20 protein-coding genes are annotated in these 23,786 nt (G+C 64.7%); 16 read left to right on the top strand and 4 right to left on the bottom strand.

Annotation, left to right across the window (positions count from 1 at the left end; all coding sequences use genetic code 11):
- Nucleotides 1-69 precede the first annotated feature (69 nt).
- The 4 genes from secF to J0O65_RS01980 all read left to right on the top strand — a co-directional run bounded on the left by secF (nucleotide 70) and on the right by J0O65_RS01980 (nucleotide 2,900).
- On the top strand, nucleotides 70-1,092 hold the full coding sequence (secF, locus tag J0O65_RS01995; RefSeq protein WP_215403568.1) for a protein translocase subunit SecF: 1,023 nt from the start codon (nucleotides 70-72) through the stop codon (nucleotides 1,090-1,092).
- Between the two features lie 73 nt (nucleotides 1,093-1,165).
- Complete coding sequence (locus J0O65_RS01990) at nucleotides 1,166-1,501, top strand: hypothetical protein (RefSeq protein ID WP_215403566.1); 336 nt, start codon at nucleotides 1,166-1,168, stop codon at nucleotides 1,499-1,501.
- Nucleotides 1,498-2,199 carry a helix-turn-helix transcriptional regulator gene (locus J0O65_RS01985; RefSeq protein ID WP_215403564.1) on the top strand — a complete coding sequence of 234 codons (702 nt, stop codon included), beginning with the start codon at nucleotides 1,498-1,500 and terminating at the stop codon, nucleotides 2,197-2,199. The genes J0O65_RS01990 and J0O65_RS01985 overlap by 4 nt, the downstream gene beginning before the upstream one ends.
- Before the next feature lie 74 nt (nucleotides 2,200-2,273).
- A complete protein-coding gene (locus J0O65_RS01980; protein ID WP_215403562.1) occupies nucleotides 2,274-2,900 on the top strand; it encodes a glutathione S-transferase family protein in 627 nt (208 codons plus the stop codon).
- 178 nt (nucleotides 2,901-3,078) lie between these two features.
- On the opposite strand, the gene J0O65_RS01975 is transcribed toward J0O65_RS01980, so the two are convergent.
- The 3 genes from J0O65_RS01975 to J0O65_RS01965 all read right to left on the bottom strand — a co-directional run bounded on the left by J0O65_RS01975 (nucleotide 3,079) and on the right by J0O65_RS01965 (nucleotide 4,848).
- The gene (locus J0O65_RS01975) at nucleotides 3,079-3,924 is read right to left on the bottom strand and encodes an HDOD domain-containing protein (RefSeq protein WP_215403559.1); all 846 of its coding nucleotides are present in this window, start codon (nucleotides 3,922-3,924) and stop codon (nucleotides 3,079-3,081) included.
- Nucleotides 3,925-4,083: 159 nt separating this feature from the next.
- Entirely contained in the window at nucleotides 4,084-4,368 is a 285-nt protein-coding gene (locus J0O65_RS01970; protein ID WP_215403557.1) for a hypothetical protein, read from the bottom strand.
- A gap of 45 nt (nucleotides 4,369-4,413) precedes the next feature.
- The gene (locus J0O65_RS01965; RefSeq protein WP_215403555.1) at nucleotides 4,414-4,848 is read right to left on the bottom strand and encodes a MarR family winged helix-turn-helix transcriptional regulator; all 435 of its coding nucleotides are present in this window, start codon (nucleotides 4,846-4,848) and stop codon (nucleotides 4,414-4,416) included.
- 131 nt (nucleotides 4,849-4,979) lie between these two features.
- Here J0O65_RS01965 and J0O65_RS01960 point away from each other — a divergent pair, with 131 nt between their 5' ends.
- The 10 genes from J0O65_RS01960 to J0O65_RS01915 all read left to right on the top strand — a co-directional run bounded on the left by J0O65_RS01960 (nucleotide 4,980) and on the right by J0O65_RS01915 (nucleotide 19,975).
- Complete coding sequence (locus J0O65_RS01960; protein WP_215403553.1) at nucleotides 4,980-5,924, top strand: GlxA family transcriptional regulator; 945 nt, start codon at nucleotides 4,980-4,982, stop codon at nucleotides 5,922-5,924.
- 141 nt (nucleotides 5,925-6,065) lie between these two features.
- Nucleotides 6,066-7,307, top strand: coding sequence for an acetylornithine/succinylornithine family transaminase (gene astC / locus J0O65_RS01955; RefSeq protein WP_215403551.1), 1,242 nt, complete (start codon nucleotides 6,066-6,068; stop codon nucleotides 7,305-7,307).
- Nucleotides 7,308-7,401: 94 nt separating this feature from the next.
- Nucleotides 7,402-8,433, top strand: coding sequence for an arginine N-succinyltransferase (locus J0O65_RS01950; protein ID WP_215403549.1), 1,032 nt, complete (start codon nucleotides 7,402-7,404; stop codon nucleotides 8,431-8,433).
- A gap of 13 nt (nucleotides 8,434-8,446) precedes the next feature.
- Complete coding sequence (astA, locus tag J0O65_RS01945) at nucleotides 8,447-9,499, top strand: arginine N-succinyltransferase (protein WP_215403547.1); 1,053 nt, start codon at nucleotides 8,447-8,449, stop codon at nucleotides 9,497-9,499.
- Nucleotides 9,492-10,982, top strand: a complete 1,491-nt coding sequence (gene astD, locus J0O65_RS01940) for a succinylglutamate-semialdehyde dehydrogenase (protein ID WP_215403538.1) — start codon at nucleotides 9,492-9,494, stop codon at nucleotides 10,980-10,982. The genes astA and astD overlap by 8 nt, the downstream gene beginning before the upstream one ends.
- A gap of 9 nt (nucleotides 10,983-10,991) precedes the next feature.
- Entirely contained in the window at nucleotides 10,992-12,332 is a 1,341-nt protein-coding gene (astB, locus tag J0O65_RS01935; RefSeq protein ID WP_215403536.1) for an N-succinylarginine dihydrolase, read from the top strand.
- A 149-nt stretch (nucleotides 12,333-12,481) separates the two neighbouring features.
- Nucleotides 12,482-17,209 (top strand): NAD-glutamate dehydrogenase domain-containing protein, encoded by a 4,728-nt coding sequence (locus J0O65_RS01930; protein WP_215403534.1) that lies wholly within the window; start codon nucleotides 12,482-12,484, stop codon nucleotides 17,207-17,209.
- On the top strand, nucleotides 17,209-18,228 hold the full coding sequence (locus tag J0O65_RS01925; protein ID WP_215403532.1) for a succinylglutamate desuccinylase: 1,020 nt from the start codon (nucleotides 17,209-17,211) through the stop codon (nucleotides 18,226-18,228). Before J0O65_RS01930 ends, J0O65_RS01925 begins: the two co-directional genes overlap by 1 nt.
- A gap of 147 nt (nucleotides 18,229-18,375) precedes the next feature.
- The gene (locus J0O65_RS01920) at nucleotides 18,376-19,356 is read left to right on the top strand and encodes a DUF2167 domain-containing protein (RefSeq protein ID WP_251373231.1); all 981 of its coding nucleotides are present in this window, start codon (nucleotides 18,376-18,378) and stop codon (nucleotides 19,354-19,356) included.
- 109 nt (nucleotides 19,357-19,465) lie between these two features.
- Nucleotides 19,466-19,975 (top strand): DUF1993 domain-containing protein, encoded by a 510-nt coding sequence (locus J0O65_RS01915; RefSeq protein WP_215403530.1) that lies wholly within the window; start codon nucleotides 19,466-19,468, stop codon nucleotides 19,973-19,975.
- On the opposite strand, the gene J0O65_RS01910 is transcribed toward J0O65_RS01915, so the two are convergent.
- Nucleotides 19,972-20,538 (bottom strand): glycine zipper 2TM domain-containing protein, encoded by a 567-nt coding sequence (locus tag J0O65_RS01910; RefSeq protein WP_215403528.1) that lies wholly within the window; start codon nucleotides 20,536-20,538, stop codon nucleotides 19,972-19,974. The genes J0O65_RS01915 and J0O65_RS01910 overlap by 4 nt on opposite strands.
- Nucleotides 20,539-20,698: 160 nt before the next feature.
- On the opposite strand from J0O65_RS01910, the gene J0O65_RS01905 reads away from it, so the two are divergent.
- Nucleotides 20,699-21,811, top strand: coding sequence for an NADH:flavin oxidoreductase/NADH oxidase (locus J0O65_RS01905; protein ID WP_215403526.1), 1,113 nt, complete (start codon nucleotides 20,699-20,701; stop codon nucleotides 21,809-21,811).
- Between the two features lie 152 nt (nucleotides 21,812-21,963).
- Nucleotides 21,964-23,547, top strand: a complete 1,584-nt coding sequence (locus tag J0O65_RS01900) for an ABC-F family ATP-binding cassette domain-containing protein (RefSeq protein ID WP_215403524.1) — start codon at nucleotides 21,964-21,966, stop codon at nucleotides 23,545-23,547.
- Nucleotides 23,548-23,786: the final 239 nt, after the last annotated feature.

The following is a 23,786-nucleotide window of genomic DNA, read 5'->3' as shown; positions in this document are numbered from 1 at the left end:
ATAGCGTCAACAGCGATAGCGTCCGGTGGCCCAGCCGCCGGACGCACAGAACAGAACTCAGAGGATTTCATGGAATTTTTCCGGATCAAAAAAGATATTCCCTTCATGCGCCATGCGTTGATTTTCAACGTGATTTCGGCGGTGACCTTCCTGGCGGCCGTCTTCTTCCTGGTGCACAAGGGCTTGCACCTGTCCGTGGAATTCAAGGGCGGCACCCTGATGGAGGTGAAATACCCCAAGGCGGCCAATCTTGAAGGCATACGCGGCACCCTGATCGCCATGGGCTACGAAGAGCCGGGCGTGACCAGCTTCGATACGGCGCGCGATGTGATGATCCGCCTGCCGGTGGAAAATGGCGTGACCGCCGCGAATACCTCGCAGCGCGTGTTTGACGCGCTGTGCAAGGCCGAGCAAGGCACGACCAAGGCCATCGACACCGTCACCGAAAAAGGCGAACACGTGCTCAAGAGCGCCTGCATGGACGCCGCCGGCAGCGAAGCGGTCGTCTTGCAGAAAGTCGAATTCGTCGGCCCGCAAGTGGGCGAGGAACTGGCGCAGAACGGCTTGAACGCGCTGGTGGTGGTGATTATCGGCGTGATGATCTACCTGGCCATCCGCTTCGAGTGGAAATACGCCGTGTCGGCCATTATCGCCAACTTGCATGACGTGGTCATCATCCTGGGCTTCTTCGCCTTCTTCGAGTGGGAATTCTCGCTGACGGTGCTGGCGGCCATCCTGGCGGTGCTCGGTTATTCGGTCAACGAATCGGTGGTGATCTTTGACCGTATCCGCGAAAACTTCCGCAAGCAGCGCAAGGCTTCCGTGCATGAAGTGATCGACAACGCGATCACCAGCACCATTTCGCGTACCATCATCACCCACGGTTCCACCCAGATGATGGTGCTGTCGATGCTGGTCTTCGGCGGCCAGACCCTGCACCACTTCGCGCTGGCGCTGACCATCGGTATCTGCTTCGGTATTTACTCGTCCGTGTTCGTCGCGGCCTCGATCGCCATGTGGCTGGGCGTCAAGCGCGAAGACTTGATCAAGCCGGTCAAGGAAAAAGACGAAACCGACGGCGCCGTGGTGTAAGCGCAGTTTTTTTACAGGTCGAATGAAGAACGATCACCGTTTGCGGTGGTCGTTTTTTTTATGGCGGATGACGATGAAGCGTTCTTTATGGGCAGGTGTGATGGCGGGCCAGTTGGCACAGACGGCGGCGCTGGAAGCGGCGTTTGCCGCTGAGCCGGGCATCGCCCCCGTCTCTTACCGCGACTTCCGGCAAGTGGCGGCGCAGGCCGATGGCGTGCGCCAGCGCTTTCCCGACCAGGAGGCGGCCGTCCACTGGTGGCCGGGAGCGGCACGCCTGCAGCGCTGCTACGGCATCGCCGGCGTGGACGAAGGCCCGCGTGCGGCGCGCCTGGCGCCTGACGGCTATCTGTACGTGCCGGCCCTGTCCACCCTCGTCATGGGCGACCAGGCTTTGCAGGCTTGTCCATGAGCCGCAGCGGCCGTTTGTTCCTGCTGATGGACGCCATGCGCGCCAGGCGCGTGCCCGTCACGGCGGCCCAGCTGGCCCAGCAGCTGGGAGTTTCCGAGCGCACGATTTACCGCGATATCCAGACCCTGGCCGAACTGGGCGCGCCCCTGCAAGGGGAGGCGGGCATCGGCTATGTGCTGCGCCGCGGCGCCTTCCTGCCGCCGCTGATGTTCGGCGCCGATGAGCTGGAAGCGCTGGTGCTGGGCGCGCGCTGGGTGCGCCGCCAGGGCGATGCGGGCCTGGCGCAGGCTGCCAGCAATGCCCTGGCGAAGATCGCGGCCGCCTCGCCGCGCGACCTGCGCGACAGCATGGCCGAGACCAGCTTGTGGGTGCCGCTGGGAAGCCCCGCCGATGGCACGCAGCCGGCCGACCGCTACGTGCAGCCGGTGCGCGAAGCGATCCGCTACGAACAGAAACTCACGCTCGCCTATCAGGATGAGCAGGGCAGCGCCACCTCGCGCACGGTGTGGCCGTTTGCCCTGGCGTTTTTCGAAGGCAAGCGCCTGCTGGCCGCCTGGTGCGAGCTGCGCGGCGATTACCGGCATTTCCGCATCGACCGCATCGCCGACGTGCAGCGGCACGACGAACGCTATCCCACGCGGCGCCATGTGCTGCTGGATACCTGGCGCAAGGCGCACGATATAGATCCGGAAGCGTGAGGATCGCTCCTGACAAAAACTGTCAGTGACGGCGACTACGATGGTGGCTTCCTCACTCACCGGAGTTACGCACCATGCGCCTGTACCACCACCCCATGTCCTCGAATGCCCGCCGTGCCCTGATGACGGCGATCCACCTCGGCCTGCCGCTGGAACTGGCCGAAGTCGACCTGATGAATGCGGATGACCGCCGCCGCCTGGCCGAGCTGAACCCGAACGGCAAGGTGCCCGTGCTGGCCGATGGCGCTTTCCTGCTGTGGGAATCGTGCGCCATCATGCAATACCTGGCCGAGCAGGTGCCGGGCCAGACGATTTATCCGCAGGCGCCGCAAGCCCGCGCCGACGTCAACCGCTGGCTGTTCTGGGCCGCGCAGCACTTCGCGCCCGCCATCGGCGTGCTGGCCTGGGAACGCGCCTGGAAGGGCATGACGGGCAATGGTCCGGCGAACCCGCTGGAAGAGGCGCGCGGCGAGCGCGATCTGCACGCCTGCGCCGTGGTGCTGGACGCGCATCTGGCGGAGCGCGGCTGGCTCTGCGGAGATGCCCTGACCCTGGCCGATTTCGCCGTGGCCGCGCCGCTGATGTACAGCGAGGCCGTGCGGCTGCCGCTGGCACAGTACCAGCATATCCAGGCGTGGTTCGCCCGCGTGCGGCAGCTGCGCGCCTGGCAGGAAACGGACGTGGAACTGTTGCCGGGATAATCTGTGCGCTAAGTGTGCCAGCGCACGGAGCGGGCGTGGCGCACCGCATAAGATAGGGCTGTCTCTTTCAGGACATCCCTAGCTTTGGACTTGACCCGCTTTCGAGCGGGTTTTTTTTGTCGGCGTGATTGGCGCCCGGTGTTGACAGTGGGCGCCCGCATCCGGTGGGTGGAGCATATTAATGCACGAGCACTTTCAGCAGCGACTGCACTTCATCGTCCGATTCTTCCATGATGCTCGACAGGGTCGCGTCTCCGATCACGCAGTCGATGCTGCCGGCGGCGCGGGCGGCCCGCACGGCGATGGCGGCCGGGCTTTCGTTGAGGGGCGACGAGACGGGCGCCAAATCATTCGCCAGCAGCAGGGTGTCGCCCAGCGATTCGGGCGGGATGGCGCGCAAGCCTTCCCACAGCGCACCGATGGCGCCCATCACCGCTTCCGGCACCTTCAGTTTGGTCAGCACGCCATGACCGATGGCCTGTTCGCCATGCTCGACCCAGTCCTCCGGTTCGCCATCGAGGATGCCGGGGAATTCGGCCGCGCGCGACAGCAGATAAAAGCCGCCCACTTCATGCATGATGCCGGCAAACAGGGCCGTATCGGGATCGACTTTGGTGACGCGCCGGGCCAGTACCTGCGACAGGGCCGCCACGTGGGCCGTATGCTCCCACAGCTGGTTGGCCTTCGCTTGCAGCACGGGATCGGTGATGGTGCTGCCCAGCTGGCGCACGATCAGCGATGCCACCACCGATTGCAGGGTACGCACGCCAAGCCGCTGCACGGCATTGCGCACGCTGGTGATGTCATTGCCGGAGCGGTTGAACGCGGCGGAATTGGCGATGGCCACCGTGCGCGCGGCCAGCAGCGGGTCAGCCTGCACCAGCTTGGCGGCGGCCTCGATATGGCAGTCGGGATCGGCCAGCGCCTCTTGCAGCTTGAGCGAAGCGTCCACATTGGCAGGAAAGGTCAGCTCGCCACGAGCGGCTTGTGCGGCGATGCTTTTAAAGGCGTCGAGTCTGTTCATTGAAAAAATTATACTCGCAATATTTCCCTGCGGAACTTTTTAACCGTGATCTTTTCGCAAACAGCTTGGCAAAGGGCAAGCAAGGCCCCGGAAACGAAAAAAGGCATGCCTATATTGCTGACATGCCTTTTTCTAACAGACAGCGATCGTTCAGCGCTACTACAGAGCTTCGCTAAATATCGCGTCGCAGCCTTCAACGAGCTCATCGCTGTCTTCCAGTTCATCCGTCAGGCCCAGGTCGAACAATTCCTCGACGGCGTTCATGAAGCTGTTGTGCTTGGTGGCGCCGATCAGGCGGTAGATTTCGCCGTCCTCGTTGCGCACGCCGATGATCAGTTTTTCCTGGCGTACCAGTTCCGGCGTGCTGGCGTTGAGCAGCAGGTTGCCGATGATGTGTTTATCGAAATGAGCGGGCTTTTTGCCTTCGAGCAGTGAGGTTTTCAACTTGGTTTCCTTTGTCTTGTTTGAATGTCTGTGCTTGGTGAATGGTCAGCCGTGGCCGTTGGCAATCGCCTGTTTCAAGCCTGCCAGGGTGGTTTCCAACCGCATGAAATCGTCTTCGGTATAGCCGTCGAACAGGTGCTGGCCCTGCTTTGTCAGCTTGGGGAACACGTCATGGAACACTTGTTCGCCCGCGCGGCTCAGGCGCACGTAATACGAACGCTTGTCGCGTGGACAACGTTCGCGTATTACCAGCCCCTTTTGTTCCAGCCGGTCCACCACGCCCGTCAAGGTCCCCTTGGTGATCAGGGTTTTCTGGCCCAGCTCCTTGTAGGACATGCCGCAGGTGTTGCCGAGCGTGGCAATGATGTCGAATTGTGCATGCGTCAAGCCGTACTGGCGCACGAAGTCGCTAGAAAACCGCTCGAAGCCTTGCATGCATTCGGCCAGCAGCCGGATACTTTTTAAATATCGTTCACCCATGGCAGTGATTATATCCTTCCGCTCCGCTTTTTTCCGCCGCGCCGGGACGCGCCCTTGCATCAGGGGCGCGGTGGGGCGGAAGTCCGGTATCATGTGGGCAACTCAGCCCTTGCCTTTGGTCCGCCTCGCCGATGTCCTTCGCTAATCTTTCCCGTATCGGCCTCGACAAACCGTTGCGTTTGCTGCTGGTCCATGCCGGCGATGCCGAGTCGATCACCTGGGCCGGCCTGGTGCAGCCGCTGCGCCTGTGCGCGCGGGCGCTGGGGCCCGATGCCCTGCAACTGGACGTGCGTACGCCGGAACAGGTGGCCGCGCAGGGCGGCAACTGGCATATCGCGCTGCTGGTGGCCGACGAAACGCAGGCGCCCCCGCGCGCCGAGCTGTGCCGGGCCGTGATCGAGCGCTGCCGTTCGGCGCCATTCTGGGGCGGCGTGGGCGCGGCCGTGCTGTGGCTGGCCGACGCGGGCGTCATGGATGGCGTGCGCATCGCCTTGCCGTGGGCCCTGTACGCCGATGCGGAAGCGAAGGCCGAACGGGCCATCCTGACGCCGCACCTGTTCGACGTCGATGGCCCGCACATCACCTGCTGCGGCGGCGCGGCCAGCATCGATTTTTCGCTGACCCTGATCGAGACCGTGTTTGGCGCCGACGTGCAGGCGCTCGTCAAGGAAGCGTTGTGCGTGGACAAGGTGCGCGGCAAGGAAGAGCGCCAGCGCGTGGCCCTGCAGGCGCGCTTCGGCGTGCTGCAGCCGAAATTGTCCGAAGCGGTGACCTTGATGGAAGCCAATATCGAGGAGCCCTTGTCGACGGACGACATCGCCAGCCTGGTGGGCTTGTCGCGGCGCCAGCTCGAACGGCTGTTCAAGCAATACCTGGGCAGCCTGCCCTCGCGCTACTACCTGGAGCTGCGCCTGCAGCGCTCCAGGCAACTATTGCTTGATACACATTATTCCATCGTGCAAGTGGGCCTGATGTGCGGCTTTTCCTCCGGCTCGCACTTTTCCACGGCGTTTGGCACCCTGTTTGGCAATACTCCGCGCGAAGAGCGGCAGCGCAAGCTGATGCCGCCAGCCTAGCCCGGCGTCAAGGCAGCTGTGATGAATTGTGAAAATCCTTGTCGCAGATTCAAAAGAGTTTTAGCATCCCGCTTTTTATAATGCAGTACACACGTAGCTGTCGTAGCTGCGGAGTACCTAACATATTGATGGGGAAATGCTATGAATGCCAAGCTTGATTCGACCGTAACGGCTCGTCCAGTCACCCGGGAAACCTTTGACCAGGTCCTCGTTCCTACCTACGCCCCTGCAGCCATGGTGCCCGTGCGCGGTTCCGGACTGGATCTGTGGGACCAAGCAGGCAAGCATTACCTCGATTTCACCTCCGGCATCGCCGTCAACAGCCTGGGCCACTGCCATCCGGTGCTGGTCGACGTGCTGACCAGGCAAATCAATAATTTGTGGCATTTGGGCAACGGCTACACCAACGAGCCTGTCCTGCGCCTGGCGCTGGCCCTGACGGAAGCGACCTTCGCCGACCGCGCCTTCTTCTGCAACTCGGGCGCGGAAGCCAACGAAGCGGCCCTGAAACTGGCGCGCAAATACGCGCACGCCAAGTTCGGCGCGCACAAGTCGCGCATCATCTCGTGCTTCAGCTCCTTCCACGGCCGCACCTTGTTTACGGTGTCCGTCGGCGGCCAGGCCAAGTACACGGAAGGCTTCGAGCCGCTGCCGCCGTCGATCGACCACATCGCCTACAACGACATCGAAGCGGCGCGCGCCGCCATCGGCGATGACGTGTGCGCCGTGATCGTCGAGCCGGTACAGGGCGAAGGCGGCGTGGTGCCGGGCAATCCGGAGTTCCTCAAGGAACTGCGCGCCCTGTGCGACAAGACGGGCGCCCTGTTGATTTTCGACGAAGTCCAGTGCGGCATGGGCCGCACTGGCGCGTTGTTCGCCTACATGGGCTATGGCGTCACGCCGGACATCCTGACGGCCGCCAAGGCGCTGGGCAACGGCTACCCGATCGGCGCCATGCTGACCACCAATGAACTGGCGCAAACCCTGGCCGTCGGCACCCACGGCACCACCTACGGCGGCAACCCGCTGGCCGCCACCGTGGCCCTGAGCGTGCTGGAAACGATCAACACGCCGGCCTTCCTGGCGCGCGTGAAAGAAGCGAGCATCAATACCATCGCCATGCTGCAAGGCTTGATCACGGATTACCCGCAAGTGTTCTCCGTGGTGCGCGGCAGCGGTTTGCTGCTGGGCCTGGTCGTCAGCGACGCCTACAAGGGCCGCGCGAAGGACATCCAGAAAGCGGCCGAAGCGCAAGGCTTGATGGTGCTGATCGCCGGCATGGACGTGGTGCGCCTGGCGCCGGCCCTGATCGTCTCGGACGAACAGATTGCCGAAGCGGGCCGTTTGCTGCGCGCCGCCATCGACGGCATGCTGAAAGCCTGAGGCTAGCCTCGCTCCCCGTTTGATCACCGGCCCGCCGCCTTGCCGCGGGCCGGCTTGGTTCTACCCCAGCATAGTCAGCATTGAAGGAGTACCCATGTATGTTGTCCGTCCGGTAGAAATTGCGGATATTGCAGCCCTCGAAGCGCTGGCCGCGGTAACCATGCCGGGTGTCCATACCCTGCCGAGGACGCGCGAAAAAATCGCCGCCTCCGTCGAGCGCTCCATCGCCTCGTTTGCCGCCCATGTCGACATCCCCAGCGAAGAGTCGTATCTCTTCGTGCTTGAATCCCTGCTCGACAAGAGCATCTTCGGTACGGCCGCCATCTTCGCCTCGGCCGGCTCGAACGGCACCTATTTTTCCTTTCGCAACGACGTCATCCAGCAAGTCTCGCGTGACCTGAACATCAGCCACAGCGTGCATGCGCTGACCCTGTGTTCCGAGCTGACGGCGTACTCGCAGCTCTCCGGTTTCTATGTGCGCAACATGGAGCAGGCGGGTCTGGAAGCGGCCCTGCTGTCGCGCGCGCGGCTGCTGTTCGCCGTGCTGGCGCCGCACCGCTTCGGCGACCGTTTCTTCGTGCCGCTGGCCGGCATCACGGACGCCAACGGCCAGTCGCCCTTCTGGGATGCGCTGGGCCGCAAGTTCTTCCAGATGGATTTCCTCGATGCCGAAAAAGTCATCGGCGGCGCCCGCAACCGCACCCTGATCGTCGAACTGATGCCGCACTACCCCGTGTACGTGCCGCTGCTGCCGGGCGACGCGCAGGCTGCCATGGGCCAGATCCACCCGAGCGGCGAACTGGCTTTCAATTTGCTGACGGAAGAAGGCTTTGAAGCCGACGATTACATCGACATCTTCGATGGTGGCCCCATTTTGCAGGCGCACAAGCATGCGCTGCGCTCGTTTACGGGCTCGCTCACACGTCGCGTCGTCGCCGGCGTCACGCCTAGCCGCACCGGCCTGAAAGTGCATTATGCGGTCGCTTCGGGCGCGGAGCGCAACTTCCGCGCCGTCACCTTCACCTGCGATGCGCTCGAAGCGCAGGACACCGTCGGCTTGCCACCAGAGCTGCTCGAAGCGCTGGCCGTGGCCGAAGGCGACAGCGTCATTTGCGTGCGCATCTAACCGAGAGAACATTATGCTAGTAGTACGCGCCATCAACGCTTCTGACCTGGACGCCCTGTACGGCCTGGCCAGCCAGGTCGGCACCGGCATGACCACCCTCAAGCCGGACATGAAAATGCTGGGCGACCGCCTGGCCATCGCCTGCGCTTCGTTCGCCGAAACCATCGCGCCCGAAAAGCGCGACTACATGTTCGTCATGGAAGATACGGATACCGGCCGCCTGGCTGGCGTGTGCGCCATCAAGGGCGCCGTGGGCCTGGAAGAACCGTTCTATAACTACCGTATCGGCACCCTCGTCCATTCGAGCCGGGAGCTCGACGTGTTTACGCGCATGGAAACCTTGTACCTGTCGAACGACCTGACGGGCAGCACGGAACTGTGCTCGCTGTTTTTGCACCCCGATTACCGTAGCGGCAACAACGGCAAGCTGCTGTCGAAAAGCCGCTTCCTGTTCATCGCCCAGTTCCCGCACCTGTTCACGGAAAAGCTGATCGCCGAAATGCGCGGCTACCAGGCGCCGGACGGCAGCTCGCCGTTCTACGAAGGCCTGGGCCGGCACTTCTTCAAGATGGATTTCCACCACGTCGACGACTTGACGAGCCTGGGAAAAAAATCCTTCATCGCCGAACTGATGCCGCGCCAGCCCATGTACGTGGCCTACCTGCCCGACGAGGCACAGGAAGTCATCGGCAAGGTGCATCTGAGCACGGCGCCCGCGCGCCGCCTGCTGGAACAGGAAGGCCTGCACTTCGAAGGCTATGTCGACATTTTCGACGCCGGTCCCGTGCTGCAGGCGCGCGTCTCCGAGTTGCGCGCCATGCGCGACAGCATGCCGGCCGTGCTCGACGCCGAGGCTGCGCCTGACCCGTGCGGCGACGCCGTCCAGGCCGAGCCTTACCTGGTATCGAACACCGACCTGCAAGATTTCCGCATGATTGTCACGAGCGCCAATCCGCACAGCGGCAAGATCGCGCTCGACGACGCCGAACTGCATCTGCTGCGCTGCCATCACGGCGACACCGTGCGCACCTTGTCACTCAACCCGAGGAAGCATCCCCATGTCTAACGTATTTCATTCGTCTACCGCAGCATCGAACTTCATCAACGGCGCCTGGCTGCCGGGTACGGGCCGCGAACTGGTCACCATCGACCCGTCGAACGGCAAGCAGACCTGGGCCAGCCTGGAAGCGACGGAGCACGAAGTCGAACAGGCTTGCCAGGCCGCCCGCGCCGCCTTTGAAGCGTGGGCCGAGACGCCCGTCGAGGAACGCATCGCCATCTGCGTGCGCTTTCGCGAACTGCTCAAGGAACATGCGGAAGCGCTGGCGCTCCTGATCTCGGAAGAAGTGGGCAAACCGCTGTGGGAGTCGCGCACGGAAGTGGCCACCATGGCCAACAAGATCGATATCTCGGTGCAGTCCTACCACGCGCGCACGGGTGTCACGCAAAGCAAGATCGCCGACGGCGACGCCGTGCTGCGCCACCGTCCGCATGGCGTGTTCGGCGTCTTTGGCCCCTACAATTTCCCTGGCCACCTGCCGAATGGCCACATCGTGCCGGCCCTGATCGCCGGTAACACCATCGTCTTCAAGCCCAGCGAATATGCGCCGCGCACGGCCATCAAGACCGTGCAGCTGTGGCAGCAGGCGGGCTTGCCGAATGGCGTCGTCAACCTCGTCAACGGCGGGCGCGACACGGGCGTGGCGCTGGGCGCCAATCCCCGCCTCGACGGCGTGTTGTTTACGGGTTCCTGCCAGACGGGCATCAGCCTGCACCGCCAGTTCGGCGGCCAGCCGGGCAAGATGCTGGCGCTGGAAATGGGCGGCAACAACGCCCTCGTCGTGTGGGATGTGAAGGACGTGGATGCGGCCGTGCACCACGCGATCTTCTCCGCCTTCGTCTCGGCCGGCCAGCGCTGCACCTGCGCGCGCCGCCTGGTGGTGCAGGATAATGCCGCGGGTTCTGCCTTCGTGGCGCGACTGGTGGAAGTGGCCGCGAAACTGGGCATCGGCGCCTCCGACGCGCAGCCGCAGCCCTTCATGGGTCCAGTGGTGTCGAGCGCCGTGGCCGCGCGCCTGGTGCAGGCGCAGGCGGACATGGTCGCCAGGGGCGGCACCACCCTGCTGCAGATGCGCCAGTTGAATCCCGAAGCGGGCTTTGTCACGGCCGGCATCGTCGACGTCACCGATGCCGCCGGCATCCCCGACGAGGAATGGTTCGGCCCCCTGCTGCAAGTGATCCGCGTGGCCGATTTCGATGCGGCCCTGAAGGTCGCCAACGCCACGGAATTCGGCCTGGCCGCCGCGCTCCTGTCCGACGATCCGGCCCTGTGGCAAACCTTCCAGGTACGCGCGCGCGCCGGCATCATCAACTGGAACCGTCCGACCACGGGCGCGGCCAGCACGGCGCCGTTCGGCGGCATCGGCAAGTCGGGCAACCACCGTCCGAGCGCCTATTACGCGGCCGACTACTGCGCCTACCCGGTCGCCTCGATCGAGAACAGCGCATTGGAAATGCCGGCCAAGTTGTCGCCCGGCCTGAATTTTTAAGGAATCCTCATGCACAGCACGCGCGAATACAATTTTGACGGCCTGGTCGGGCCATCGCATAACTATGCCGGACTGTCGTTCGGCAACGTGGCCTCGTTCAGCAATGTGAAAAGCGCCTCGAACCCGAAGCAGGCCGCCTTGCAGGGCCTGGCCAAGATGCGCGCGCTGGCCGCGCGCGGCTTTGCGCAAGCCTTGCTGCCGCCGCAGGACCGGCCGAACTTCCGCCTGCTGCGTTCCATCGGTTTCACGGGCACGGACGCCGAAGTGCTGGCGCGCGCCTACAAGGAGTCGCCCGTCATCCTGGCCTGCGCCTACTCCGCCTCGCCCATGTGGACGGCGAATGCCGCCACGGTCAGCCCGTCGGCCGATACGCAGGACGGCCGCGTGCATTTCACGGCCGCCAACCTGAATAACAAGCTGCACCGCGCCTTCGAGCACGCGCAGTCGGCGCGCAGCCTGCGCGCCATTTTCAGCGACGGCCAGCACTTCGCCGTGCATGACGCGCTGCCGTCGACGCCCGCCTTTGGCGACGAGGGCGCGGCCAACCATACGCGTCTGGGCGCGCACCACGGCGCGCCATCGGTCGAGATGTTCGTGTATGGTCGGGTGGAGTTCGATCCTTCCGCGCCGTCGCCGAAGCGCTATCCCGCGCGCCAGACCCTGGAAGCGTCGCAAGCCGTGGCGCGCCTGCATGGCCTCGATGCGAAACGCACCGTGTACGTGCAGCAGAATCCGGACGTGATCGACCAGGGCGTGTTCCATAACGACGTCATCGCCGTCGGCAATGGCAATGTGCTGTTCTATCACGAGCAGGCGTTTGCCGATGAAGAGGAAAGCCTGTCGCAGTTGCGCCGCGCCGTCGCCGCCACGGGCGCGCAACTGGACGCGCTGCGCGTGGACACGGGCCAGGTTCCGATCGCGGACGCCGTCAGCAGCTATTTGTTCAACAGCCAGCTGTTGACGAAAGAGGGCGGCAAGATGGCGCTGGTGATCCCGCAGGAATGCCAGGAAAACCGCGCCGTATCGCGCTACCTGGAAGGCCTGGTGGCGGGCGGTGGCCCCATCGATGAACTGATTCATTTCGACCTGCGCCAGAGCATGCGCAACGGCGGCGGGCCCGCCTGTCTGCGCTTGCGCGTGGCCCTGACGGAAAACGAGGCGCGCGCCATGCACCAGGGCGTGATCATGACGGAAACGCTGTACCATCGGCTGGTGCAGTGGGTGGAAAAGCACTACCGCGACCATCTGGAGCCGGCCGACCTGGCCGACCCGCAGCTGGCGCTGGAAGTGCACGCGGCGCTTGAAGAATTGACGATCATCCTCAACTTGCCGGGATTGTACGACTTGTAGGCGATAGAAAATACACAGAAAAAATCCGAGACAGACTATCCGCAACACAGAATTGGACGGGCGACCCCCGTCTCTTGACACCGCTGCCGCCCAGCCACAAGCCCGAACGACAGCGTTGGACATTCACATTACCGTAATGGAGATGCAAGATGAATCACACGCCACAAGATTTGCGTACACAAACGCTGGAGCTGATTAACGCGGCTGGCAATGCGGGCAAGGCGGCAGCGCCCGTCGTGCAGCTGGTGCAGGCATGGCTAGACTCGCTCGATGCCGAAGACCTGGCCGACATCGCGCCCGGCAGCCTGGCGCCCGTGCTGGTCGACGGTTTCACGCAAGCGGCCAAGCGTACCGGCAACGGCTGCCAGATCGCCACCCTGCGTTATGCGGATGGCCGTGGCGGCATGGCGAGCGCCTTGCTGATCCTGAACGAAGACATGCCTTACCTGGTCGACTCCATCGTCATGGCCATGCGCCGCCAGCACCTGGCCGTGCGCGGCGTGATGAATACCGTGCTGCCGGTGCGCCGCGCCGCTGACGGCAGCGTCGAAGCGGTGCGCCAGCCGGGCGACCCTCTCGAATCGTATGTGCTGGTGCTGCTCGACGAAGAGCTGGCGCCGGAAGCCCTGGCCGCGCTGGTCGCCGCCCTGGAGGCGGTCGCGCGCGACGCCGCCATCGTGCGCCGAGATGCCGCCGCCATGAGCGAGCGCCTGGCCACCGTCGCCACGGCCGCAGCGCAGCATGGCGAAGAAGGCGCGGAAGTGGCCGCCTTCCTGGAATGGGCCCGCAACGGCGGCTTTGAAGTGTTCGGCTACGCCTACTACCGCGTCAAGCCGGGCGTGCGCGAACTCGAACGCGACATCCCGAGCCGCGTCGGCGTGCTGCAGGATACGGCGCACCCGGTCTACGGCACCTGCCTGGCGAATATCCCCGGCGACTTCGACACCCTGGCCAAGCGCGACTCGGCGCTGTCCATCGTCAAGGCCGACGTGGCCGGTACCTTGCACCGCGACCAGCAGCTCGATTTCATCGGCGTGCGCGACATGGATGCGCAAGGCGCGATCCTGGGCGAGCATTGCTTCGTCGGCCTGTTCACCCGCGCCGGCAATTCCACCCCGCTGGCGGCGCTGCCGTTCGCGCGCGGCCGCGTGGCCAAGGTATTGAGCCTGGCCGGCGTGCGCCAGCAAGGCTTCCGCGCCGAGAAATTCCGCGAAATCCTCGAATCGTTGCCGCGCACGGAAGCGCTGGAAGCGGACCTCGACTGGCTGGCGCAAGTGTGCGGCGCCGTCGTCTCGCTGTACAAGCAGCCGCGCACCAAGGTCTTCGCGCGCCGCGACGTGTATGCGCGCCACCTGAACGTGCTGGTCTACCTGCCGCGCGAGCGCTACAGCGCCAGCGTGGCGTCGAGCCTGGCAAAAGCCCTGCAAGCCAGTTCCGGCGCCACGCATGTGAGCACGCAGACCCTGGTGGCCGACGGCCCGCTGGCGCGCGTCTACCTGATCGCCCACGCCGCGCGCTATCCGCTGGACCTGGAAACGGATATCGAACAGCCGCTGCTGGGCGTGCTCGATGGCTGGCATAACGGCTTTGCCGCCGTGGCCGACGCCGTGCCCGACGTGGCCCTGCGCACCAGCCTGCGCAAGCTCTGCGCCACTTTGCCGCTCGATTACGTGGCCGCCACCGCGCCGGCCGTCGCCTTCCGCGACCTCGACACCATCCTGCGCAACACCGACCCATCGCACGTGGCCGTGCGCATCGAGACGGGCGTTGTGACCACCATCCGCCTGTACTCGGCCAACAAGGTGCCGCCGCTGTCGACCATCCTGCCGGCCCTGCACAATGCGGGCGTGGCCATCGACCGCGAACAGGCGTATTCGGTGTCGCTGTCCGACGGCACGCGCTATTTCGTCACCAGCCTGACGGTCGATGCCGACAGCGCGGCGAAACTGGCGCAGCCATCCGTCGTCGCCGTGGCGCAGGAACTGTTTGCGGCCCTGTTCAACGACACGGCCGAAGATGGGCGCCTGAATGGCCTCGTCATCGAAGGCGGCCTGTCGACGCGTGAAGTGCAGCTGGTGCGCGCCTACACCAGCTACTGGCGCCAGACGGGCAGCCGCTTCTCGGTGCGCTACATCGCCGAAAGCCTGCGCAAGCAGCCGGCCCAGGTCAAGGCCCTGGTCGAAGCCTTCCTGCAGCGCTTCGATCCGTCGCTGTCCGACGCGCAGCACGCGGCCGCCCTGGAGGCGATTGCCGCCATCAAGGCTGGCCTGCCATCGGTGAACCATGCCGATACCGAGGAAATCCTCGGCGCGCTGGCGGACCTGATGGCTGCCACCCTGCGCACCAGCTACTTCCAGAACAAGCAACAAGGCGACAAGATCATTTTCAAGTTCGACACCAGCAGCCTGGCGCTGGTGCCGGAACCGCGTCCGTACCGCGAGATTTTCGTCTTCTCGCGCCGCTTTGAAGGCGTGCACCTGCGCGGCGGCCCTGTCGCCCGTGGCGGCTTGCGCTGGTCGGACCGCATGGAAGACTACCGCACCGAAGTACTGGGCCTGGTCAAGGCGCAGATGGTCAAAAACGCCGTCATCGTGCCGGCCGGCGCGAAGGGTGGTTTCGTCTGCAAGATGATGCCGAAGGACGCCGTGCGCGAAACCATCGCGGCCGAAGGCGAAGCCGTCTACCGCCTGTTCATTTCCAGCCTGCTGGAAGTGACGGACAACCGCTCGCTGGGCAATATCGTCCCGCCAGTCGACACCGTGTGCTTCGACGATGCCGACCCGTATCTGGTGGTCGCCGCCGACAAGGGCACGGCCACGTTCTCGGACATCGCCAACGGCATCGCCGTGCAGCGCGGCTTCTGGCTGGGTGACGCGTTCGCCTCGGGCGGCTCGAACGGCTACGACCACAAGAAACTGGGCATCACCGCCAAGGGCGCTTTCGAAGCCGTGAAGCGCCACTTCTATGAAATGGACCACGACCTCAATACCACCCCGATCACCATGGTGGGCGTGGGCGACATGTCGGGCGACGTGTTCGGCAACGGCGTGCTGCTGTCGCGCCAGTTGAAACTGGTGGCCGCCTTCGACCACCGCCACATCTTCCTCGATCCGACACCGGACGTCGCCGTGTCGTTCGACGAACGCGCGCGCCTGTTCGCCTTGCCGCGCTCCTCGTGGGACGACTACAACAAGGACTTGATCTCGGCAGGCGGCGGCGTGTATCCGCGTTCAAGCCGCACGATCGAGCTGTCGCCGCAGATCCGCGCCGCCCTCGATATCGCGGAAACCTCGCTGCCACCGGAAGAACTGATGCACCGCATCCTGAAGTCGCCCGTGGACCTGTTCTACAACGGCGGCATCGGCACCTACATCAAGGCGTCGACGGAAACGCACGCACAGGTGAAGGACCGCGCGAATGACCATATCCGCGTCAGCGGCAATGAGCTGCGCGTGAAGGTCGTGGCCGAAGGGGGGAATCTGGGTGCGACGCAGGCCGGCCGCATCGAGTTCGCGCTGGCGGGCGGACGCATCTTCACCGATGCAATCGACAACTCGGCCGGCGTGGATTGCTCGGACCATGAAGTGAACGTGAAAATCTGGCTGGACGTGGAGGTCAACGCCGGCAAGCTGACGGAAGCGGAACGCAACCGCGAACTGTATGCGATGACGGACGACGTCGAGCGCCTGGTCTTGCGCGACAACACGCAGCAGACGCATTTGCTGGTACGCGAGTTGCAGGCGCAAGGCGAGAGCGCCGTGCAGGATGGCTATGCCGCCCTGATCGCCAGCCTGGAAGAAGAGGGCGCCCTGTCGCGCGAACTGGAGCAACTGCCGTCGGTGGCCGAACTGGCGCGCAGGAAGAGCGACGGTCGTGGCCTGACCACGCCGGAACTGGCGGTGGTGATCGCCAATGTGAAGAACCGCTTCAAGCGCATCCTGTCCGCGCTGCCGTTGACCGATGAAACGTGGGCCGAGCCAGTTCTGAAACCGTACTTCCCGTCCTTGCTGGTGGAAACCCGTTCGGCGCTCGACCACCCGCTGGCCAACGCCATCCTGGCGACCGTGCTGGCCAATGAAGTGATCAACCGCTGCGGCCCGCTGATGATCCGCAACCTGGCGGCGGAGCATGGCGTGGACGAGTCGGCCGTGATCCTGGCCTGGGGCCAGGCCTGGGTGGCGCTGAACCTGGCGCCCGTGTTCGACGCGCTCGATGCGGATGCCTTGAGCATTCCACGCGAAGTGTCGATCAAGGTCGACGCGCAAACGCGCGTGCTGCAGCAGACGATGATCGCCGGCGTCCTGTCGGTACCGGCCGAGCAGTTGCGCGGCGCCGGCCTGGCCGAACTGACTCGTCTGTTTGGCGCGGAATCGAAGCGCGAGCTGCTGCAAGCCGTCGGCATCAAGTCGGAAGCGGCGCTGGTGCCTGGCTTGACGCCGGCCTTCGTGCAGGCGTGGGATGCGGTCGACGCGCTGGAAGTGGTGGCCGGCTTCCTGTTCCCGGCCCTGTCCGTGCCGCGTCCTGCCTCGATGGACCTGGCCGCCTTCCTGCAAGTGGGCCTGGCCCTGCGCAGCCAGGCGGGCATCGACACGCTGGAGCGTGGCCTGAAGCTGGCCGCGCAAGGCAAGTCGCAGGAACAGTTGCGCAACTACGCGCAGCAAGCGCTGCGCCGCACGCAACAGCGTCTGCTGACGCAGGTGCTGGCGCGCGCCGAGCAAGGCAATGCGGGCCAGGCCGTCGATGCGGTGACGGGCGCGCTGGGTCTGTCGGCCTATGTGGCGGCGACGGAACTGGAGCAAGCCATGCTGGACGTGTGGACCTTGTCGGAAGCGGTGAATAAAATCACGGCGAAAACCCCAGCGGAAGCGGCGGTGTAATGACGCAAGAAGCAACACAGGTAGTGCAGGGTGCTGGCGGCTTGCCGCCAGCCGTGCAGGCGCTGGCGCAGGCCGATTTCAGCGGCGTGGCGCAGCTGTTCGCCAACGCCGGTTTCACGGTGGCCTTGCCGGCGCCGGGCATGCTGCAAGTGGTCAAGCCGCAAGCCGATGCGGGCCGCGCCAGCGTGGCCGTCTCGGTGGGCGTGCATGGCGACGAGACGGGGCCGATCGAAGTGCTGGCGCACCTGCTCGACGCGCTGTCGCGCGATGCGTCGGCCCTGGCCGTCGACCTGCTCGTTTGCGTGGGCAATGTCGATGCGATCCGGGCCGGCAAGCGTTTCATCGACGCCGACCTGAATCGCATGTTCCGCCCCGTGCGGGGGAGCCTGGCGCAAGCGGCGGAAAGCGCGCGCGCCGATGAAATGATCGCCGCCACGGCAGCGTTCTTTGACGCGGCGGGCCCCGTGCGCTGGCACCTGGATTTGCACACGGCCATCCGGCCTTCCGTGTACCCCACGTTTGCCATCGTGCCCGACCTGGTGGCCGACGACGCCAAGGCGCAGCTGATCGCCTGGCTGGGCCAGGCGGCCATCGGCGCCATCATCATGAACCCGCAGTCGGCCGGCACGTATAGTTACTATTCGGCCGAGCATTTCGGCGCGGCCGCCAGCACGGTGGAACTGGGCCGCGTGGGCACCCTGGGACAGAACGATTTGTCCTTGTTCGACGACGTGTCGCGGGCGCTGGACGGCTTGCTGCGCGGCTTGCCCGCGCAAGCCGTCAAGGCGCAACCGCACGTGTTCAAGGTGGCGCAGGAAATCATCAAGCACAGCGACGAATTCCGCATGGCGTTCGACCGCAGCACGCAGAATTTCACCTCCTTGCCGCAGCATGCCGTGATCGCCAGCGATGGCGACCACGTCTACACGGTGCGGCACGCGGAAGAGCTGGTGGTGTTTCCGAACCCGGACGTGCGCGTGGGCTTGCGCGCGGGCTTGATGGTGGTGCGTACCGCCTGAGCGTTCAGCCATCACGCAGCATCAGGCGCCAGCCGGGGAAACCCGCCTGGCGTTTTTTTGCTTAAAAAGATGCCGCACAGAAATAATTATCCATTAAGCAATCAGTTGATTTAAAATATTTGCCCTTTGCAATTTTTTGGACCGATCATGTTGAAACGCCTGCTGACAGCCCTGCTGTGCCTGACCCTCTCCGGCCTGACGGCTGCCGCCCCTGCCGAAGAGAAGGCCGCCGCGCCGGAAATGACGGCCGAGCAATTCCTCGCCCAGTTGCACCTGCAGCGCGGCAAGATCACTTTGCCGGGCGGCATCGCCACCCTGGATTTGCCCGCCAACTTCCGTTATCTGTCGCCGGCGGACGCCGAACGCGTGCTGGTCGATGCCTGGGGCAACCCGCCGGGCATGGAATCGCTGGGCATGATCGTGCCCGCCAGGACCAGCGTGCTCGAGCGCGACAGCTGGGGCGTGGTGGTGACGTATGAAAAGGAAGGACATATCAAGGATGACGATGCGGACAGCATCAAGTACGACGAATTGCTCAAGGATATGCAGGCGTCCGTGCTGGAAAACAATGCGGAGCGCAAGAAGCAGGGCTATCCCGGCATCCATTTGATGGGCTGGGCGGAAAAACCCAGCTATGCCAAGGATACGCACAAGCTGTACTGGGCCAAGGATCTGATGGTCGATGGCGGCGAGCACTCGCTGAACTACAACGTGCGCGTGCTGGGCCGCGAAGGCGTGCTGAACCTGAACGCGATCGCCAGCATGCAGCAGATCGAGGCGATCAAGAAAGAGATGCAGCAAGTGACGGCATTCACGGAGTTTACCGACGGTAACCGCTACACGGATTTCGACAGCAAGACGGATAAGGTGGCCGAATATGGCCTGGCGGCGCTGGTGGCGGGCGGCGTGGCCAGCAAGCTGGGCCTGTTTGGCAAACTGCTGGCGCTGCTGCTGGCCTTCAAGAAAGTGCTGATCCTGGCCGTCGTGGGTGCCGGTGCTGCCATCGTCAAGTTCTTCGGCGGCAAGCGCAAGGATAAGCAGGCGCCGCAGCCGCAGCCAGTACTGCAGCCGGAAGCGGCGGAACAGCCCGGCCAGGCGCCGGACGGCAAGGTGAACCTGGACAAGTAAGGGCAACTGTGCCGCTCGGTGCGCTGGTGCACGGGAGTGGCATGGCGCGCGCTGCCGGAAGACGGCGCCTCGGGTACACTGGCTCATCGATCACTATCAGGAGTCCGCCATGTCCGTGTCCATGTATCAGGCAACCATTCCCGTCTTCGTTCGCGGCTTGCGGGTCGTCTCGGCCCTGCTGGAAAAAGCGCAAGCCCATGTGGAGGAGGATGGCATCGTGCCCGAGATTTTACTGGGCGCGCAGCTGGCGCCCGACATGCTGGACTTGACGGCGCAGGTGCAGCGCGCCAGCGACACGTCGAAGATGTCGGTCGAACGCCTGAGCGGCGTGCCGGCGCCGAAGTTCGAGGATAACGAAGCGTCGTTCGAACAACTGCAGGAGCGCATCGCCAGCACCATCGCCTACATCGACAGCGTCAACGCGGGCCAGATGGCGGGCAGCGCGCAGAAGGAAGTCGTGCTGAACTGGACCGACGAAGGCAAGAAATTCTCGGGCGACAATTACCTGCTCAGCTTTGCCTTGCCGAATTTTTATTTCCACGTCTCCATGGTCCACGCCATCCTCAGAAACAATGGCGTGGCCGTGGGCAAGCTCGATTATCTTGGCCCGTACGATTAACGCTGGGGCGGCTGCTGGACCTGGTTCTGCACCGCATTGCCCAGCATGCCGCCGCCGATCACGCCGGCCACCGTCGCCAGCGCCTTGCCGCGGCCGCCACCGACCTGATTGCCGATCAAGCCGCCGATGACGGCGCCCGTACCGATGCCCACGTAGTTCGGTTGTGCCGGCGCCGGTGCAGGCACTGGCTGCGGCTGGCGCACGGGTTCGCGGTAGGCGCTCTCGCGGTAGCCATCGTCATTGTAGGCGGGGCGCGCTTGCGCCACTTGCGTGTGGTGCACGACGCGCTTGTGCACGACGGGTGCTGGCGCCGGAGCGGGAGCCGCTTGCGCGACGACGGGCGCGGTGAGCGGGGCAGCCACGGGCGCCGCCAGGGCCGCGGCGTTCGCCGGCGTCATGGCGGCCACATCGGCAGGGATGGCTGGCGTGGCGGGTACGTTCGCCCGCGAATTGGGCAGGATGCCGGCGATGGACGCCGCGCCGACCAGGCACAGGACGGTCACGGAAATGGCGGCGCCTGCCATCAAGGGGTGGATGCGGCTGGCGGTAGTCGTCGTGTTCATGTGTTCTCCTGGGGTGGTCATGCGGGTGTTGTTGATGTGTCCAGATTAGCGTCCTCGCCTGCGCAAGGCTAGCCCTTGCGCTGTATCAAACGTAAGCAGGTGTAAGCCGCGCTTTCCAAAGCACAGTAGAATCGGTGCTTGTCCTTTTCCGGAGTCCGCCATGAGCCAGTTATTCACGCCATTTGCCCTTGGCCCATTGCAGGTGGCCAACCGCATCGCCATCGCGCCCATGTGCCAGTACTCGGCCGACAACGGCAACGCCACCGACTGGCACATGATCCACCTGGGCCACCTGGCCCTGTCCGGCGCGGGCTTGCTGATGACGGAGGCGACGGCCGTCTCGCCCGAGGGACGCATCTCGGCCGAAGACCTGGGCCTGTGGTCGGACGCGAACCAGACTGCGCTGGCTGGCGTGGTGCAGGCGATCCGGCGCCATGCGCCGATTGCGCTGGTGGTGCAGCTCGGTCACGCGGGACGCAAGGCGTCGAGCCGCGCACCGTGGCAGGGCGGCGCCTGCGTGCACCTGGCCGACGGCGGCTGGCAAACGGTGGCGCCATCGGCCATCGCCCACGCGCCCGGCGAAACCGTGCCGATCGCCCTCGACGAGATGGGGCTGCTGCAAATCAAGGCGGCCTTCGTGGCGGCCGCGCAGCGCGTGCATGCGCTCGGCATCGAAGGCATCGAACTGCATGCGGCGCACGGCTATCTGCTGCACCAGTTCCTGTCTCCCCTGTCGAATCAGCGCACCGATGCGTATGGCGGCAGCCTGGACAACCGCATGCGTTTTCCGCTGGAAGTCTATGAAGCCGTGCGCGCCGCCGTGCCGGCCACGGTGGCCGTCGGCGTGCGCATTTCCGCCACCGACTGGGTCGAGGGCGGCTGGGAAATCGAGCAAAGCGTGCGCTTCGCACAGGAACTCAAGCAGCTGGGTGCCGACTTCATCCACGTCTCCAGCGGCGGGATTTCGCCGCAGCAGCAGATTCCCGTGGGACCCGGCTACCAGGTGGCGTTTGCCGAACGCATCAAGCGCGACAGCGGCTTGCCCACCATCAGCGTGGGCTTGATCACGGAGGCGCAGCAGGCGGAAGACATCATCGCCAACGGCCAGTCCGACATGGTGGCGCTGGCGCGCGCCATCCTGTTCGACCCGCGCTGGCCCTGGCATGCGGCGGCCCAGCTGGGCGCGCAAGTGTCGGCGCCACCGCAGTACTGGCGCTCGCAGCCACGCGAGTACAAGCACCTGTTCGGCGACACGACGCTGGGCCAGCGCTAACAGGCTTGCTCTGCTACACTGACGCCTCTTCCCCATTTCTCCAGGACGCTTCGACATGCGCCATTGATACTGCCGTGCCGTGCACGGCCTCGCCCATCCCGCCACAGCGCCTTGCGCCGCGCGGGTTCGCCAGCCTTGCTCAAGGAGTATCCATGCCCGCCTTACTACAACTCGACCGTCTTTCCTGTGTGCTGCCCGATGGCCGCGCCCTGTTTTCCGATTTACAATTTTCCTTTGCCCCGCAACGTATCGGCCTCGTCGGCGATAACGGCGCGGGCAAGAGCGTGCTGGCGCGCCTGCTGGCGGGCCAGGAGCAGCCGTCCTCAGGCGCCGTGCGTTGCGACGGCAGCCTGCATTACGTGGCGCAGGAGCTCGACCCGGTGCGCTATCCCACGGTGGCGGCGCTTGCCGGCATGGCGGAGGTGCTGGCCGCGCTGGCGCGCATCGGCGCCGGCAGCGTCGACGGGGCCGACTACGCCGTGGTGGGCGAACGCTGGGATGCCCACGTCCGCCTGCGCCAGGCGCTCGATGCGCTCGATTTGCATCATGTGGACGCCGACACGCGGACGGCTGGCCTGAGCGGTGGCGAGCGCCAGCGCATCGCCCTGCAAGGGGCTTGGCTGTCGCAGGCGGACTGGCTGGTGCTCGATGAGCCGAGCAACCACCTTGATGCCCATCAACGTGCACGCCTGGTGGCGCAGATGGCGCGCTGGAATGGCGGCCTGCTGCTGGTCAGCCATGACCGCGGCTTGCTGGCGCACGTCGATGCCATCGTCGCGCTGTCGCCGCAGGGCTTGCGCAGCTATGGCGGCAATTACGCGATGTATGCGCTGCAGCGCGCGCAGGAACAAGCGGGGTTTGCCGCGGCCCTGCAGGCGGAAAAGGCCGGCGCCAGGCGCGAACAGCGCGAGGCGCAGCAACAGGCCGAACGCCAGCAGCGTCGTGTCGGACGTGGCGAGCGCGAGGGCCGCGAAGGCAATCAAAGCAAGCTGCTGCTCGACGCGCGCAAAGAGAAGAGCCAGGCCAGCCAGGGCAAGCTGCGCGTGCGCGCGCAAGAGGCGCAGCAGGCGCGCCAGCAACGGGTGATGGAGGCCGGCGCCCGCTGCGCGCCCGAGGCCGAACGGCTGCTGCTGGCGCCCGAGAGTGGCGTGCCGAACGGCAAGCTCATCCTGGAACTGCGTGACGTGGTCTTGCCGCATGGCCAGGCGCAACCATTGAACCTGGTGCTGAGCGGGCCGCGCCGCCTGGCCGTGACGGGTGACAATGGCAGCGGCAAGTCGACCCTGCTGCGCGTGATCGCCGGACAGCTGGCGCCCGCCAGCGGCGCGCTACGCTGCCACGCGCGGGTGGCCTGGCTGGACCAGCATGCGGGATTGCAAGACGGCGAGTGGAGCGCCGTGCAACGCTTGCAGGCACGCCATAGCACCATGGAGGAAGGGGCTTTGCGCACGCGGCTGGCGCTGCTGGGCATCGCCGGCGCGCGCGCCACCATGCCCAGCCGTTTGCTGAGCGGGGGCGAGCGCATGAAGGTGGCGCTGGCGGCCGAACTGTATGCGCAGGCGCCGCCGCAACTGTTGCTGCTCGACGAACCCGACAATCACCTGGATCTGGCCAGCCTGCAGGCGCTCGAGCAGATGCTGCTGCAATATCAGGGGGCGTTACTTGTGGTTTCGCACGACCCCGCATTTTTGCAGGCGATAAACCTTGACCCGGAGGGCTTGACATTGCACAAGTGACAATTTAATGAAAAAAGTCACGCTCGATGCCTGTAGAGCATGCTTCATGAACCGATGCTGAATTTTGTTTGATTGTCGGTATAATCCACTGAATAACCGGGCCTATTTGTGAACTAAAACTGCTGGTTCACCAATATGATGACGTTTAATCTGGCACTGTTGTCGGTCACTGCCGCGCTGCCAGGGCGTCATCCTCCGTGCCCTGCCGTGCATGAATTTTGGTTTCGCTTATATTGTTT

Source organism: Janthinobacterium sp. JC611 (assembly GCF_018682595.1).
Taxonomy (GTDB): Bacteria; Pseudomonadota; Gammaproteobacteria; order Burkholderiales; family Burkholderiaceae_D; genus Janthinobacterium.
The sequence above is the reverse complement of the archived record's forward strand: the minus strand, read 5'-3'. Positions and strand labels throughout refer to the sequence as shown.